Below are 15,246 nucleotides of genomic sequence, written 5' to 3'. Positions count from 1 at the left end.
AGGGCGACAAAGCTCGACATCAGCAAAATGTGCAGGCAGAGAATGCCGATATTCAGCTTTAGAAGCTTTGGATTGGCGAGTACCGCGCGGATGCTGCCTTTGACCATGCCTGATTCACGGTTCAATACGTGATTAGGCGCGTTGGGTACCACCAGCAGCGTAATGACGATGCCGAGTGTGGCAAGGATGGCAATCATCCAGAACAACGCATGTAAGCCCAGCGCATGGGTAACGATCGGGCCGACAACCATCGCAATAGCAAAGGTCACGCCGAAGCTGATACCGATAAACGCCATCGCTTTGGTGCGGTTCTGTTCACGGGTAAGGTCGGAAAGCAACGCCATGACAGCCGCGGCAATCGCGCCTGAGCCTTGCAGCGCACGGCCAAGAATCACCCCCCAGATGGAGGTGGTCATGGCAGCAATGACGCTACCGAGAACAAAGAGCAGTAATCCGCCAACGATGAGCGGCTTACGGCCGACACGATCGGAGAGCAGACCAAACGGAATCTGAAACACGGCTTGTGCCAGACCATAGATACCAATTGCCAGACCAATTAAGGTTTCACTGGCTCCCTGCAACGCCATGCCATAGGTGGTAAGTACCGGCAGGACCATAAACATCCCCAACATACGCAGGGAAAATACTGTGCCTAAACCCCATGTAGCGCGAAGCTCTACTGGCGTCATTTTATTGTCGTTCATGTTTACCTCAAAATTAAGCTGCGCCCATTTTAGGCAGCAGGGTAGGGCGGGTAAAACATTTGTTCTTAAGCAGTGGTAACAAAAAGAAAGGGCGCGAAATTCGCGCCCTTTCAGGATTTGCGGAGCTGTATTACCAGACGTACGTCAGCAGGTCTTTTGAGGCCGGCGTCATGAAATCAACCGACATCATCACGCTCAGTGCAGTGATAGCGACAATAGAGAACACGAACAGTTTACGCGCCCAAACTTTATCGTTTGAGGTTTTGTATCCTGAAAGTGCCATGCCAAGCCACCATACGCTCACTGCCGCAGCAACCACCAGATACTTGTAGCCGGCATAACCGCCAAGTGTCAGCATCAGGGTCGCAATCATAAACGCCAGGATATACAGCGTAATGTGATTTTTAGCGACCGAAATGCCTTTCACCACCGGCAGAACCGGAATGTTGGCAGCCTGATAATCTTTGAAGCGGAAGATCGCAATCGCGTACGAGTGCGGCATCTGCCACAGGCTAAAGATAGCCAGTAAGATCAAGGCGCCAGCATCAAACTGGTTGGTGACTGCGCAGTAGCCAATCACTGGCGGCGCTGCGCCAGAAAGGCTACCAATCAGTGTGCCGTAGACGGAATTACGCTTCATGTAGAGGCTGTAAATGCCGACGTACACCACGAAGCCCATCACCGCCAGCCACATGGCCAGCGGATTAGCACCGAAATACAGCAGCGCAAAGCCAGCAATACCCAATGCGGTTGCATAAACCAGGCTTACTTTCGCCGAGATCAGGCCTTTGACCAGAACACGGTTCCGCGTTCTCTCCATCTTGATGTCGATATCACGGTCAATCACGTTGTTGAAGACACAACCTGATGCGACAACCAGTGATACGCCCACCAGCGAATAGAGAAACAGGGTGTAATCAATGCTGCCCTTGGAGGCCAGCAGGAATCCACCGATCACAGAAATTAAATTGCCGAAAATAATTCCTGGTTTTGTTACTTGCAGGTATTGCTTAATCATTACGTGTGACTCTTTAGTCGGCCATCATGTTGTAGTTGAGGTTCCACATGATCCACAGTGAGCCGACGACAACAATCAATATAATGAGTGCTGAGAAGACAATCGCCACCATGTTCCAGCCACCTTCTGACTTGCTGTCTAAGTGCAGGAAGTAGACCAGGTGCACCAGCACCTGAACCACTGCACACACCAGAACCACACCCAGAATTGTGCCGTGTGATGCGCCGCCATCCATTACCATCCAGAACGGAATACCGGTCAGGATGATAGAGAGGATGAAGCCGATCATGTAGGACTTCACGCTACCGTGAGAAGCGCCATGTTCGTTAACTGAATGACTCATTACATGGCTCCCATCAGATAGACAACGGTGAATACGCAAATCCACACCACATCCAGGAAGTGCCAGAACAAGCTCAGGCACATGATACGGGTGCGGTTGGTTGCAGTCAGACCACGTTTAGAGATCTGGAACATCATCACTGCCATCCAGATCAGGCCAGAGGTCACGTGCAGACCGTGGGTACCGACCAGCGTGAAGAACGCTGACAAGAAGCCACTGCGGTCAGGACCAAAGCCTTCCAGAATCAGGTGATGGAATTCATAGATTTCCATACCGATGAATCCGGCACCGAACAGGAAGGTCAATGCCAACCAGCTGATGACCGAACCCTTGTTCTGGTTGTTCATCGCAATCACTGCCATTCCATAAGTAATGGAGCTGAGCAGCAGCAGCGCGGTTTCTACCAGCACAAACGGCAGTTCAAAGATGTCTTTACCTGCCGGGCCACCGGCAGTGTTATTGACCATAACTGCATAGGTCGCAAACAGGGTTGCGAAGATAATGCAGTCACTCATCAGGTAGATCCAGAAGCCAAAGACTTTATTGGCTCCTGCATCGTGATGCCCATGCTCCGCATGGGCGTCGTGGTGGTGTTTTGCAGTTTCAGTTGACATTATTTCAGACCTGCTTTGCTGATTTCGTCAAAGTGCTTCTTCTCGATTTGCTCAACTTCAGCAACCGGAACGTAGTAATCCACGTCTTCATCGAAGCTCTTCACAATCCAGGTCACAATTGTGGCCAGGAAGGTAAGGCCAGCCAGCCACCAGATGTGCCAGATCATCGCGAAACCAAATACGGTCATGAATGCTGCGATAATCAGGGCTGCGCCGCTGTTTTTCGGCATATGAATTTCTTCATATTTTTCTGGTTGCTTGTAGGCTTCGCCTTTTTCTTTCATTTCCCAGAACGCATCACGCTCGTGGATATGAGGGATAACAGCAAAGTTGTAGAACGGTGGCGGTGAAGAGGTTGCCCACTCCAGCGTACGACCGCCCCACGGGTCACCGGTCAGATCGCGGTTCTGGTCGCGGTCACGCACAGAAACGTAGAACTGGGTAATCTGGCACAGGATACCGCATGCAATCAGTGCCGCACCGCCTGCTGCAACCACCAGCAGTGAGTGGAACTGAGGATCGATGTCCTGGCTGATACGACGAGTCATACCCATGAAGCCCAGCGCGTACAGCGGCATGAAGGCAACGAAGAAACCGATGATCCAGAACCAGAAGGCGCGGATACCCCATTTTTCGTTCAGGGTGAAGCCGAATGCTTTCGGGAACCAGTAGGTCACACCTGCCATACAACCGAACACCACACCACCGATAATGACGTTATGGAAGTGAGCAATCAGGAACAGGCTGTTATGCAGAATGAAGTCTGCACCTGGAACCGCCAGCAGAACACCTGTCATACCACCGATAGAGAAGGTGACCAGGAAGCCGATGGTCCACAGCATCGCTGAGTGGAACTCAACGCGACCCTGATACATGGTGAACAGCCAGTTGAAGATTTTCACGCCGGTCGGAATCGCGATGATCATCGTCATGATACCGAAGAAGGCGTTAACGTTCGCACCGGCACCCATGGTGAAGAAGTGGTGCAGCCAAACGATGAACGACAGAACGGTAATGGCGATGGTCGCCCACACCAGAGAGGTGTAACCAAACAGACGCTTTTTCGAGAAGGTCGCAGTGACTTCCGCGAACACACCGAAGACCGGCAGAACCAGGATGTATACTTCCGGGTGACCCCAGACCCAAATCAGGTTGACGTACATCATCATGTTACCGCCCATTTCATTGGTGAAGAAATGGAAGCCGAGGTAACGGTCAAGTGTCAACAGTGCCAGCGTAACGGTCAGTACCGGGAACGCAGCGATGATCAGGACGTTAGTACACAGTGATGCCCAGGTGAATACAGGCATTTTGAACAGGTCCATGCCCGGTGCACGCATCTTCAGAATGGTCACGAAGAAGTTGATACCGGTCAGTGTCGTACCGATACCGGAAAGCTGGAGACTCCAGATCCAGTAATCGACCCCGACGCCAGGACTGTATTCCGCGCCCGAAAGTGGCGGATAAGCCAGCCAGCCGGTCTGTGCGAACTCGCCCACACCCAGAGAAATGTTCACCAGGATCACACCGATCGCGGTAAACCAGAAGCTCAGGTTGTTCAGGAACGGGAAGGCAACGTCACGTGCACCGATTTGCAGCGGTACCGCGATGTTCATCAGACCTACCACGAAAGGCATCGCTACGAAGAAGATCATGATCACGCCGTGAGCGGTGAAGATCTGGTCGTAGTGGTGCGGTGGTAAGATGCCGGCTTCACCTGCGGAAGCCATGACTTGTTGGGTACGCATCATTACCGCATCGGCAAAGCCGCGCAGCAGCATGACGAAAGCCATGATGATGTACATGATACCCAGTTTTTTGTGGTCAATAGAGGTAAACCATTCTGACCACAGGTATTGCCACTTACCAAAGTAAGTAATCGCGGCAACCAGTGCCAGACCACCTAAGATGATTGCGGCAACCGTAACCACGATAATGGGTTCGTGGTAGGGCACTGCATCCAGTGTTAATTTTCCGAACATCGTATTATTCCTCGGCTCCCGCAGCAGCGGCGTGATTCATGTCCATGCCTTTGTGCTCTGACATGTCCATTTTCCCGTGGCTCATCATGAACTTATCAATAACCTGCTTGAACAGTTCTGGATTCGCAGTAGAGAAATATTCCACTGGGTGATTTTCGCTTGGCGCAGCCAGTTTCTCGAAATCATCCATGGTAGTCAGCGCGTTAGGTGCTGCTTTAACTTTAGCCACCCACTGCTGGAATTCCGCATCGTCTTTGGTTGCAATGGCTTTGAATTTCATGCCAGAGAAACCGCGACCGCTGAAGTTCGCAGAGATACCGTCAAATGTTCCTGGCTCATTGGCGATCAGGTGCAGTTTAGTCTGCATGCCCGCCATGGCGTAGATCTGGCTACCGAGCGTAGGAATAAAGAAGGAGTTCATTACGGAGTTGGAGGTGATCTTGAAGTTAACCGGAGTGTTTGCCGGGAAGGCAATCTGGTTAACCGTCGCAATACCCTGTTCTGGGTAGATAAACAGCCATTTCCAGTCCAGCGCGACAACATCAATTTCAACCGGCTTCACATCAGAGACCAGCGGTTTGCTTGGCTCTAAAGCGTGAGTCGATTTCCAGGTTAGCACACCGAGGAAGATGATGATCAGGATCGGGATGGTCCAGACCACGGCTTCCACTTTATTAGAGTGTGACCAGTTAGGGCTATATGTTGCATTAGTATTTGTTGCCCGATATTTCCAGGCAAAGAATACCGCCATGAAGACTGCCGGGATAACTACGATCATCATCAAGCCGAAAGCTGTCAGAATCAACGAACGTTGCTCCAGTGCAATCTGTCCTTTGGGATTTAACAACGCACTATCGCAGCCACTGAGTAATACAGCGCCTGCAATTAATGACAAAATCCCCAAACTTTTATTGTATTTCCTGAGTCTCATTTAACGACCTCAATGACAAAGGGCTCTATTGTCGTTTAAGTGTGCGCGCATTTTACGGGAAGGTTTATGCAGTGTAAACCAGCTTAAGGATGTGTCAGAAGGCTGTTGACACCTTTTGCTAAGGGTGTCACAGATGTTGCGGGGGGTGACAAATTATTAACTGCGACAAGCAGTTGGCGTCAATATAACAAAAACAGATGACAGAAACCGCAGAAAAATCAGGGAAAGCATAAACCGTACTTTTTATGCCCACTTATTTAACAATTATGCATCATTTGGGTGACGTGTTTACTACAAAGTAATTGCGCACCGGATTTTAATATTTCCCGAGGTTGTTAAATTAATGTTTCTTTTTCGCGATGAAAAAAATGCTATTCGTTAAAATAAGTTCGTTGTTAATTTTTAGCCAAATATTTAGGCGCCGGCAAATTAGGATCACTTAACTCAGATTGCGTGCTGACGTTTTTCTCAACGCCAGACAATCCAGTGTGACACCCAAGGCTACCGCAACCAGCGCGACAGCCATACCTGCCTCAAACAGCGGCGTCAGGGCTTCTCCCAGATGCCAGACACCTGAGGCGTTAAGCGCTAAAGCCAGCAGCCAGAGCACCAGTAAGCCACAACCCGCGCTGAACAGGCGCACTGTCCAACGATAGCCTTGCGGCCAGAGGCTGCGCATCACAAATTCCCCGTTTTGCTGTATGGCTTGTAACGTGCCACGGCAGACCCACAGCAGCAGCAGGCCCGGTACACCCGCAAACACGGTGAACGCATAGAAGGTCGGCCAGCCCCATAATTCCACCAGCCAGCCTGCGGCTGGGCCTACGTAGACGCGGCCAACCGCAGAGAGTGCGGAGAGTAAGGCGAACTGTGTAGCAGAGAAGGATTTGTTGCACAGCGTCATTAATAGCGCCACGAAGGCGGCGGTGCCCATGCCACCGCACAGATTTTCGATAAACACCGCGCTCGCCATACTCCATAAATGTGGTGGCGTGACAGCCAGCAGCCAATACGCAAAGTTGGAGACGGCTTGTAGAATGCCGAAAATCATCAGCGCCCGGAACAGCGTCAGGCGTTGCATCAGTAGACCGCCGTAGAGCGCGCCGACAATCGTCGCCAGCAGGCCGAGGGTTTTGTTGACCAGGCCGACATCACCCGCGCTAAAGCCGACGCCGCGAATCAGGAACGTGGTAGTGAGTGACGCGGCAAAGGCATCACCCAGCTTATAAAGGATGATTAAAGTAATCAGCAGCCAGGCGTTATTGCGCAGAAAGAAATCTTTTAGTGGGAAGGTCACGGCCTGGCGCAGTGAATGAGGCTCACGCGCAGGGACCTCTGGCTCTTTCGCCAGAAGAGTCGCGATCAGACCGGGCAGCATCAGGAGTGCCATTAACCAGTAGGTGGCTTGCCAGCCGAGATAGCGATCCGCCATCCATAGCGCCAGGCCACCGGAAATCAACATCGCCAGGCGATAGCCCAGAACAGTAATCGCTGCGCCGCTGCCACGCTCTTCGGGAGGCAGCACGTCGGTTTTCCAGGCATCAAAAACAATGTCCTGTGAGGCGGAGCAAAATGCCACCAGCACCGCTAAGGCGGCCAGCAGAGTAAGATCACGCGAAGGTTGCATAAAGCCCATCGCAACGATGCCCGCGATCAGCGCCAACTGCGTCAGCAAAAGCCAGCCACGGCGACGTCCAAGAAACGGCGGGGTATAGCGATCCATCATCGGCGACCACAAGAACTTAAAGACATAAGCCTGGCCGACAAGGGAGAAGAAACCGATGGTTTTCAAATCGACGTTCTCTACGGTCATCCACGCCTGCAAAGTACCGGCTGTCAGTGCCAGCGGCAGGCCAGAGGCAAACCCCAGCAACAGCAAAACGGCAGCGTTACGTTGGGTGAAAATGCGTAGATAGTGAGAAGTCATAACCAACCTGAAATGAAGCCCGGCCAGAGTGACCGGGCAAAATAGCTGAGGAATTAACGGGCGTTCTGTTTAATGAAGTTATGAACGCTGGTGTCCTGCGCCATATCCGCAATGACATCACTCAGTGTTGAGTTAACCGCATTGGTGATTTTCGCGTTGGTGGCGGTGAACGCACCCTCAACGCTGTAGGTCTGACGATAGTTTTTCACCTGCTTGTTACCGTTTTTAGCGGTCGCAATGATAGAAATGTCAGCTTTGGTGGTGATGCTGTAGCGCACGTTGCCTTGTGTCACATCAGCGTAAAGACCATTGACGACAATCTGCAGGTCAACCGCACCGTTTGGTCCAATCATATAACCGCGCGCAGTCATCTGCTTTTCCAACACTTCTTGCAGCAGGAAGCGCAGATCGCGCGAAGGCGTCAGCGTCACCAACTGGCCATCGCGGTTCACTTTAGCTAATGCCTGATCTGAACGTTGGTCGGCACCGTTTACACTGATGGTGGCACCCATCAGGCTGGGATCCTGCTGAGGCAACTGGATCTTAGGTTGGATATTTAAGGTGGTATTATTGCTGGCGCAGCCGGCCAAAATGAAAGCAGCCAGCAGAGGGAATAACAGTTTTTTCAACATACTCATTCTCGTTAGCATATGGGTTGGTTTGCAAAACTGCGGCCATCATAGCATTGCATGACGGCGAAGAAAGCCCCGTACCAGTGGAAATTGATTGTAAAGGCTTTTTTCAGACAGACAGAGACTCAGCCCGGTTGACCTGCCTGCTGAGCCAGTTAAGATGCGCAGCATAACGAGCTTTTTTTCCTGCTCCTGTGCGGAATGGGTAAAAAACCTACTAATATTTAATCAGATGGGGCACAGCGCTCGCCGTAGAGGAGTGTTAAAAATGATTCGCGAACAAATAGAAGAAAAGCTGCGTAAGGCGTTCGAACCTGCACATCTCGAAGTGCATGATGAGAGCTACCGTCATAACGTGCCCGCCGGTTCTGAAAGTCACTTTAAAGTGGTGATTGTCAGTGACCTGTTTACCGGTCAGCGTTTCCTGCAACGTCACCGCGCCATTTATGGTGAATTGACGGAAGAGTTAGCAGGTAGCGTGCACGCGCTGGCATTGCATACCTACACGCAAAAAGAGTGGGATGGACTGCAAGATACTGTACTGGCATCCCCTAATTGTCGCGGTGCGGGCACCCTGGCATAAGTCATGAATTTCCTCTCTCAAAAACGGCCTGCGGGCCGTTTTCTTTTCATCTATTACCCCTAAACGCGATCTGCGGCGCAAAAAAGCAGCAAAACCGCTAAAAAGTGGTGAGTTTGCAGCCTCGACTCATTCCAGCGATGCCGCTATAATGCTGCGTCTATTTTTCCGGAATGTCTTCGGGACGCTTCTGGTAACAGGGATTAGGTTCTGCCTGCAGAGGCCGTCCCGGTTGTTGGATACGGCGCATTACTAATGTGTGGTGTCTGAAGTTGACCGAGCACGTGATTTTTTGAGGTAACAAGATGACAGTTTCAGTAGAAACCACTCAGGGTCTGGGCCGTCGCATTTCGATTACTGTTGCAGCTGACAGCATCGAAAGCGCAGTGAAGAAAGAACTGGTGGAAGTGGCTAAGAAAGTCCGTATCGACGGTTTCCGTAAAGGCAAAGTGCCAGCAAACATCATTTCTCAGCGCTACGGTGCTTCTGTTCGCCAGGACGTACTGGGCGAGCTGATGACGCGCAACTTCGTTGACGCCATCATCAAAGAGAAAATCAACCCAGCTGGCGCACCAAACTACGTGCCAGGTGAGTATAAAGAAGGTGAAGATTTCACCTACGCGGTAGAGTTCGAAGTGTATCCAGAAGTTGAGCTGAAAGGCCTGGATGCTATCGAAGTTGAGAAACCCGTTGTTGAAGTAACTGACGCTGACGTTGATACCATGCTGGAAACCCTGCAGAAGCAGCAGGCGACCTGGAAAGAGAGTGATGCAGCAGCCACTGCTGAAGATCGCGCGACCATCGATTTCAGCGGCTCTGTAGACGGTGAAGAGTTCGAAGGCGGCAAAGCGTCTGACTTCGTACTGGCGATGGGTCAGGGTCGTATGATTCCTGGCTTCGAAGAAGGTGTTGTTGGCCATAAAGCGGGCGAAACCTTCACTATCGACGTGAAATTCCCAGACGATTACCACGCTGAAACCCTGAAAGGGAAAGATGCTAAGTTCGAAATCGTGCTGAAGAAAGTAGAAACGCGTGAGCTGCCAGAACTGACTGAAGAGTTCATCAAGCGCTTTGGCGTTGAAGATGGTTCAGTCGCCGGTCTGCGTGCAGAAGTGCGTAAGAATATGGATCGTGAGCTGAAAGGCGCTATCCGTAACCGCGTGAAGTCTCAGGCTATCGACGGTCTGGTTGAAGCGAACAACATCGACGTACCTGTTGCGTTGATCGACAGCGAAATCGACGTGCTGCGTCGCCAGGCTGCACAGCGTTTTGGTGGCAACGAGAAACAAGCACTGGAACTGCCACGTGAACTGTTCGAAGAGCAGGCAAAACGCCGCGTAGTGGTTGGCCTGCTGTTGGGCGAAGTGATTCGCATCAACGAGCTGAAAGCTGACGAAGACCGCGTTAAAGCGCTGATCGAAGAGATGGCTTCTGCATACGAAGATCCGCAGGAAGTGATCGAGTTCTACAGCAAGAACAACGAGCTGATGAACAACATGCGCAACGTTGCGCTGGAAGAGCAGGCTGTTGAAGCGGTACTGGCGAAAGCCAAAGTGACCGACAAAGCAACCAACTTCCAGGAACTGATGAACCAGACCTCAGCGGCCTGATTCGTTAGTTAACCGAAAGTTCGAAGCCCGCGACTGAAAAGTCGCGGGCTTTTTCTTTTCTGGCGGAAACCCAGCAGATTTGTTCTCTATTTGCTTAATTAATCGGCAAATTGTTCGCTAAGCTCTTTTTCCGTATTAGCGAATGGGCAAAAGGTTGTTATGCTTGAAACAACTGGGCAGCATCCCCAGATAGAGGGAGCATGCATGAAAACAGTGAGACTGGCTGATTAACCGTCCTGTTATGTCGGAGTGAGGGGGCAGCGCATAGTTTTTCTGACGCGCCTCACGTAATATCGGTACAGAATGTTGCCAATGAAATTTATCAGGAGACGGTAATGTCATACAGTGGCGATCGTGAATTTACTGCACCGCACATGGCGCTGGTGCCAATGGTGGTCGAACAAACCTCGCGTGGCGAGCGTTCTTACGACATCTACTCCCGCCTACTCAAAGAGCGTGTGATCTTCCTGACCGGCCAGGTTGAGGATCATATGGCCAACCTGATCGTGGCGCAGATGCTGTTTCTGGAAGCTGAGAATCCTGAAAAAGACATTTATCTCTACATTAACTCCCCTGGCGGTGTGATCACTGCTGGGATGTCGATTTATGACACCATGAAATTCATCAAGCCGGACGTCAGCACCATCTGTATGGGTCAGGCTTGCTCGATGGGTGCGTTTCTGTTGACCGCAGGTACCAAGGGCAAACGCTTCTGTCTGCCTAATTCCCGCGTCATGATTCACCAGCCGCTGGGCGGCTATCAGGGCCAGGCGACGGATATTGAAATCCATGCGCGTGAAATTCTGAAAGTGAAACAGCGTATGAATGAGTTGATGGCTGAGCACACTGGCAAATCGCTGGAGCAGATCGAGCGCGACACTGAACGCGATCGTTTCCTCTCCGCCAGCGAAGCGGTAGAGTATGGCTTAGTCGATTCCATCCTGACGCATCGCCAATAAGACACATCTGCCTGGCCCTTACGCTATAGTTAACGGGGCAGGCAGGTGAGTTGAATGAATATCGGCCGTTGATGTGCGGCCAATGCCGTACACCAAATTGGGTCTGAGAACGAAAAGAGGTTAGCTGATGACAGATAAGCGCAAAGACGGTTCAGGTAAGTTGCTGTACTGCTCTTTCTGCGGCAAAAGCCAGCATGAAGTCCGTAAGCTGATTGCCGGGCCGTCAGTGTATATTTGCGACGAATGTGTTGATTTGTGTAATGACATCATTCGCGAAGAGATTAAAGAAGTCGCTCCGCACCGTGAACGCAGTGCGCTGCCAACGCCGCATGAGATCCGCCATCATCTTGACGATTATGTTATCGGCCAGGAAAAGGCGAAAAAAGTGCTGGCCGTGGCGGTGTACAACCACTACAAACGTCTGCGCAATGGCGACACCAGCAACGGTATCGAGCTGGGCAAAAGTAACATTCTGCTGATTGGTCCTACCGGTAGCGGTAAAACCTTGCTGGCTGAAACGCTGGCACGTTTGCTGGATGTGCCGTTCACCATGGCGGATGCCACCACACTGACCGAAGCCGGTTACGTGGGGGAAGATGTTGAGAACATCATCCAGAAATTGCTGCAAAAGTGCGATTACGATGTGCAGAAAGCACAGCGCGGTATTGTCTACATCGATGAGATTGACAAGATTTCTCGTAAGTCAGACAACCCATCGATCACCCGTGACGTATCAGGTGAAGGCGTACAGCAGGCACTGCTGAAGCTGATCGAGGGCACCGTGGCGGCGGTTCCACCACAAGGTGGACGTAAACACCCGCAACAGGAATTCCTGCAGGTTGATACCTCTAAAATCCTGTTTATCTGCGGTGGCGCTTTTGCAGGTCTCGACAAAGTGATTTCCCAGCGTGTCGAAACCGGCTCCGGCATTGGTTTTGGCGCAACGGTTAAAGGTAAGTCACAGAAAGCCAGCGAAGGCGAGTTGCTGTCGCAGGTTGAGCCAGAAGATCTGATCAAATTCGGTCTGATTCCTGAGTTCATTGGTCGTCTGCCTGTGGTGGCGACGTTGAGCGAACTGAGCGAAGAAGCCCTTATTCAGATCCTACGTGAACCGAAGAATGCGCTGACGAAACAGTACCAGGCACTTTTCAATCTGGAAGGTGTTGAGCTGGAGTTCCGCGACGAAGCGTTGACCGCTATCGCCAAGAAAGCGATGTCACGTAAAACCGGTGCGCGTGGTCTGCGTTCAATCGTTGAAGGCGCACTGCTGGAAACCATGTACGACTTGCCATCAATGGAAGACGTCGAAAAAGTGGTGATTGATGAGTCAGTGATTGACGGTCAATCTGAGCCGATGCTGATTTATGGTAAGCATGAAGCCCAGGCTTCTGGCGAATAAATAAGCAATCGCACCATGTGGTTATCTTAAAAAGGGGAAAATGTTTTCCCCTTTTGTTTTTCTCTCACCCGTGACATTGAATGTCGACCAAGCATCCCCATATACTCAATATCCTGTGGGTTTAACTGCAAAACCTCTATTGCGCGGTACCCATCACCTGGCGGACATTAAACTAAGAGAGAGCTCTATGAATCCTGAGCGTTCTGAACGCATTGAAATCCCCGTGTTGCCATTGCGCGACGTGGTGGTTTATCCGCACATGGTAATTCCGTTGTTTGTTGGTCGGGAAAAATCGATTCGTTGCCTTGAAGCGGCGATGGATCATGACAAGAAGATCATGCTGGTTGCCCAGAAAGAGGCTTCAACGGATGAACCTGGTATTAACGATCTCTTCTCAGTAGGGACCGTCGCTTCTGTATTGCAGATGCTTAAGCTGCCTGATGGCACGGTTAAAGTACTGGTTGAGGGCCTGCAACGCGCACATATCACCACGCTGGCTGATAATGGCGACCACTTTGTTGCTCAAGCCGAATACCTGATTTCGCCTGAAATCGAAGAGCGCGAGCAGGAAGTGTTGGTACGCACGGCGATCAATCAGTTTGAAGGCTACATCAAGCTCAATAAAAAAATTCCCCCTGAGGTTCTGACCTCGCTTAACAGCATCGACGATGCGGCGCGTCTCGCCGACACCGTGGCAGCGCATATGCCGCTGAAGCTGGCGGATAAACAGTCCGTGCTGGAGATGTCCGACGTGAATGAGCGTCTGGAATATCTGATGGCGATGATGGAATCAGAAATTGATCTGCTGCAGGTTGAGAAACGCATTCGCAACCGCGTGAAAAAGCAGATGGAGAAAAGCCAGCGCGAGTACTACCTGAATGAGCAAATGAAAGCCATTCAGAAAGAGCTGGGCGAAATGGATGATGCGCCGGATGAATACGAAGCGCTGAAACGTAAAATTGATGCGGCAAAAATGCCGACCGAAGCGCGCGAGAAAGCCGAAGCTGAACTGCAGAAGCTGAAAATGATGTCGCCAATGTCTGCAGAAGCCACGGTTGTGCGCGGCTACATCGACTGGATGGTTCAGGTGCCGTGGGTGGCGCGCAGCAAAGTGAAAAAAGATCTGCTGAAAGCCCAAGAAACGCTGGATACCGACCATTACGGTCTGGAACGCGTGAAAGATCGCATTCTTGAGTATCTTGCGGTTCAGAGTCGCGTCAGCAAAATCAAAGGGCCGATTCTGTGCCTCGTCGGACCGCCAGGTGTGGGTAAAACCTCTCTGGGTCAATCGATTGCGAAAGCAACCGGTCGTAAGTATGTGCGTATGGCGCTGGGTGGCGTGCGTGATGAAGCGGAAATCCGTGGACATCGTCGTACTTACATCGGTTCTATGCCGGGCAAACTGATCCAGAAAATGGCGAAGGTCGGGGTGAAGAACCCACTGTTCCTGTTGGATGAAATCGATAAGATGTCCTCTGACATGCGTGGTGACCCGGCTTCAGCGCTGCTGGAAGTGCTGGATCCAGAACAGAATATTGCGTTCAACGATCACTATCTGGAAGTGGATTACGATCTCTCTGATGTCATGTTTGTGGCGACCTCAAACTCCATGAACATCCCGGCTCCGCTGCTGGACCGTATGGAAGTGATTCGTCTTTCTGGTTACACCGAAGATGAAAAACTGAACATCGCCAAACAGCATTTACTGCCGAAGCAAATTGAGCGTAATGCGCTGAAAGAGAAAGAGATCAGCGTTGACGATAGCGCCATCATCGGCATTATTCGCTATTACACCCGTGAAGCGGGCGTACGTAGCCTGGAACGTGAACTCTCCAAGCTGTGCCGTAAAGCGGTGAAAACACTGCTGATGGATAAATCCAAGAAAAGCATCAAAATCAACGGCGACAACCTCAAGGACTTCCTTGGCGTGCAGCGCTTTGATTATGGTCGCGCAGACAGTGAAAACCGCGTGGGTCAGGTGACTGGCCTGGCATGGACGGAAGTGGGCGGCGATCTGCTGACCATTGAAACCGCCTGTGTGCCAGGTAAAGGCAAGCTGACTTACACCGGCTCACTGGGTGAAGTGATGCAAGAGTCTATCCAGGCGGCGCTGACCGTGGTTCGCGCACGTGCGGATAAACTCGGTATCAACGGTGATTTCCATGAGAAACGTGACATCCACGTGCACGTGCCGGAAGGTGCGACGCCGAAGGATGGCCCAAGTGCGGGTATCGCGATGTGTACGGCGCTGGTCTCCTGCCTGACAGGTAACCCCGTGCGCTCCGATGTGGCGATGACCGGTGAAATCACCTTGCGTGGCCAGGTACTGCCGATTGGTGGCCTGAAAGAGAAGCTGTTGGCAGCGCATCGCGGCGGCATCAAAACTGTGCTGATCCCGGATGAAAACAAGCGCGATCTGGAAGAGATTCCACAGAACGTGATTGCGGATTTAACCATCCATCCGGTGAAGCGTATTGAAGAGGTGCTGAACCTGGCACTGGAAAATGCGCCTTACGGCATGCAGGTTGCGACGGCAAAATAGTGATT

General features: G+C 51.5%; 13 protein-coding genes. 5 read left to right on the top strand and 8 right to left on the bottom strand.

What is annotated here, in order from left to right:
• The 8 genes from PSSD_RS10865 to PSSD_RS10830 form a co-directional block, all read right to left on the bottom strand.
• A partial coding sequence (locus PSSD_RS10865) for an MFS transporter (RefSeq protein ID WP_153011432.1) occupies positions 1 to 704 on the bottom strand: 704 nt, incomplete at its 3' end.
• A 130-nt stretch (positions 705 to 834) separates the two neighbouring features.
• The gene (cyoE, locus tag PSSD_RS10860; protein ID WP_039330043.1) at positions 835 to 1,722 is read right to left on the bottom strand and encodes a heme o synthase; all 888 of its coding nucleotides are present in this window, start codon (positions 1,720 to 1,722) and stop codon (positions 835 to 837) included.
• Between the two features lie 13 nt (positions 1,723 to 1,735).
• Positions 1,736 to 2,065 carry a cytochrome o ubiquinol oxidase subunit IV gene (locus PSSD_RS10855; protein WP_034828092.1) on the bottom strand — a complete coding sequence of 110 codons (330 nt, stop codon included), beginning with the start codon at positions 2,063 to 2,065 and terminating at the stop codon, positions 1,736 to 1,738.
• Positions 2,065 to 2,679: a cytochrome o ubiquinol oxidase subunit III gene (locus PSSD_RS10850; protein ID WP_038648564.1), complete on the bottom strand. Its 615-nt coding sequence runs from the start codon at positions 2,677 to 2,679 to the stop codon at positions 2,065 to 2,067. The genes PSSD_RS10855 and PSSD_RS10850 overlap by 1 nt, the downstream gene beginning before the upstream one ends.
• The gene (gene cyoB / locus PSSD_RS10845; protein ID WP_039330047.1) at positions 2,679 to 4,661 is read right to left on the bottom strand and encodes a cytochrome o ubiquinol oxidase subunit I; all 1,983 of its coding nucleotides are present in this window, start codon (positions 4,659 to 4,661) and stop codon (positions 2,679 to 2,681) included. The genes PSSD_RS10850 and cyoB overlap by 1 nt, the downstream gene beginning before the upstream one ends.
• Positions 4,662 to 4,665: 4 nt before the next feature.
• Positions 4,666 to 5,592, bottom strand: coding sequence for a cytochrome o ubiquinol oxidase subunit II (gene cyoA, locus PSSD_RS10840; protein ID WP_039330050.1), 927 nt, complete (start codon positions 5,590 to 5,592; stop codon positions 4,666 to 4,668).
• Between the two features lie 439 nt (positions 5,593 to 6,031).
• On the bottom strand, positions 6,032 to 7,519 hold the full coding sequence (gene ampG / locus PSSD_RS10835; protein WP_058972251.1) for a muropeptide MFS transporter AmpG: 1,488 nt from the start codon (positions 7,517 to 7,519) through the stop codon (positions 6,032 to 6,034).
• A gap of 53 nt (positions 7,520 to 7,572) precedes the next feature.
• Entirely contained in the window at positions 7,573 to 8,151 is a 579-nt protein-coding gene (locus PSSD_RS10830) for a lipoprotein (protein ID WP_039330053.1), read from the bottom strand.
• A gap of 268 nt (positions 8,152 to 8,419) precedes the next feature.
• Here PSSD_RS10830 and bolA point away from each other — a divergent pair, with 268 nt between their 5' ends.
• The 5 genes from bolA (at position 8,420) to lon (ending at position 15,241) form a co-directional block, all read left to right on the top strand.
• The gene (gene bolA / locus PSSD_RS10825; protein WP_039330055.1) at positions 8,420 to 8,734 is read left to right on the top strand and encodes a transcriptional regulator BolA; all 315 of its coding nucleotides are present in this window, start codon (positions 8,420 to 8,422) and stop codon (positions 8,732 to 8,734) included.
• A 302-nt stretch (positions 8,735 to 9,036) separates the two neighbouring features.
• Entirely contained in the window at positions 9,037 to 10,341 is a 1,305-nt protein-coding gene (gene tig / locus PSSD_RS10820; protein WP_039330057.1) for a trigger factor, read from the top strand.
• Positions 10,342 to 10,676: 335 nt separating this feature from the next.
• Positions 10,677 to 11,300 (top strand): ATP-dependent Clp endopeptidase proteolytic subunit ClpP, encoded by a 624-nt coding sequence (gene clpP, locus PSSD_RS10815; RefSeq protein ID WP_013508134.1) that lies wholly within the window; start codon positions 10,677 to 10,679, stop codon positions 11,298 to 11,300.
• Positions 11,301 to 11,427: 127 nt separating this feature from the next.
• Entirely contained in the window at positions 11,428 to 12,699 is a 1,272-nt protein-coding gene (gene clpX, locus PSSD_RS10810; RefSeq protein ID WP_039330061.1) for an ATP-dependent protease ATP-binding subunit ClpX, read from the top strand.
• Between the two features lie 187 nt (positions 12,700 to 12,886).
• Positions 12,887 to 15,241, top strand: coding sequence for an endopeptidase La (gene lon, locus PSSD_RS10805; protein ID WP_039330062.1), 2,355 nt, complete (start codon positions 12,887 to 12,889; stop codon positions 15,239 to 15,241).
• Positions 15,242 to 15,246: the final 5 nt, after the last annotated feature.

Source organism: Type-D symbiont of Plautia stali (assembly GCF_001485335.1).
Taxonomy (GTDB): Bacteria; Pseudomonadota; Gammaproteobacteria; order Enterobacterales; family Enterobacteriaceae; genus Pantoea; species Pantoea vagans_C.
The sequence above is the reverse complement of the archived record's forward strand: the minus strand, read 5'-3'. Positions and strand labels throughout refer to the sequence as shown.

Bases quoted from the DNA above. Each gene is read 5' to 3' on its own strand.
- cyoE (WP_039330043.1), bottom strand. From the start codon at position 1,722: ATGATTAAGCAATACCTGCAAGTAACAAAACCAGGAATTATTTTCGGC.
- PSSD_RS10855 (WP_034828092.1), bottom strand. From the start codon at position 2,065: ATGAGTCATTCAGTTAACGAACATGGCGCTTCTCACGGTAGCGTGAAG.
- PSSD_RS10850 (WP_038648564.1), bottom strand. From the start codon at position 2,679: ATGTCAACTGAAACTGCAAAACACCACCACGACGCCCATGCGGAGCAT.
- cyoB (WP_039330047.1), bottom strand. From the start codon at position 4,661: ATGTTCGGAAAATTAACACTGGATGCAGTGCCCTACCACGAACCCATT.
- cyoA (WP_039330050.1), bottom strand. From the start codon at position 5,592: ATGAGACTCAGGAAATACAATAAAAGTTTGGGGATTTTGTCATTAATT.
- ampG (WP_058972251.1), bottom strand. From the start codon at position 7,519: ATGACTTCTCACTATCTACGCATTTTCACCCAACGTAACGCTGCCGTT.
- PSSD_RS10830 (WP_039330053.1), bottom strand. From the start codon at position 8,151: ATGTTGAAAAAACTGTTATTCCCTCTGCTGGCTGCTTTCATTTTGGCC.
- bolA (WP_039330055.1), top strand. From the start codon at position 8,420: ATGATTCGCGAACAAATAGAAGAAAAGCTGCGTAAGGCGTTCGAACCT.
- tig (WP_039330057.1), top strand. From the start codon at position 9,037: ATGACAGTTTCAGTAGAAACCACTCAGGGTCTGGGCCGTCGCATTTCG.
- clpP (WP_013508134.1), top strand. From the start codon at position 10,677: ATGTCATACAGTGGCGATCGTGAATTTACTGCACCGCACATGGCGCTG.
- clpX (WP_039330061.1), top strand. From the start codon at position 11,428: ATGACAGATAAGCGCAAAGACGGTTCAGGTAAGTTGCTGTACTGCTCT.
- lon (WP_039330062.1), top strand. From the start codon at position 12,887: ATGAATCCTGAGCGTTCTGAACGCATTGAAATCCCCGTGTTGCCATTG.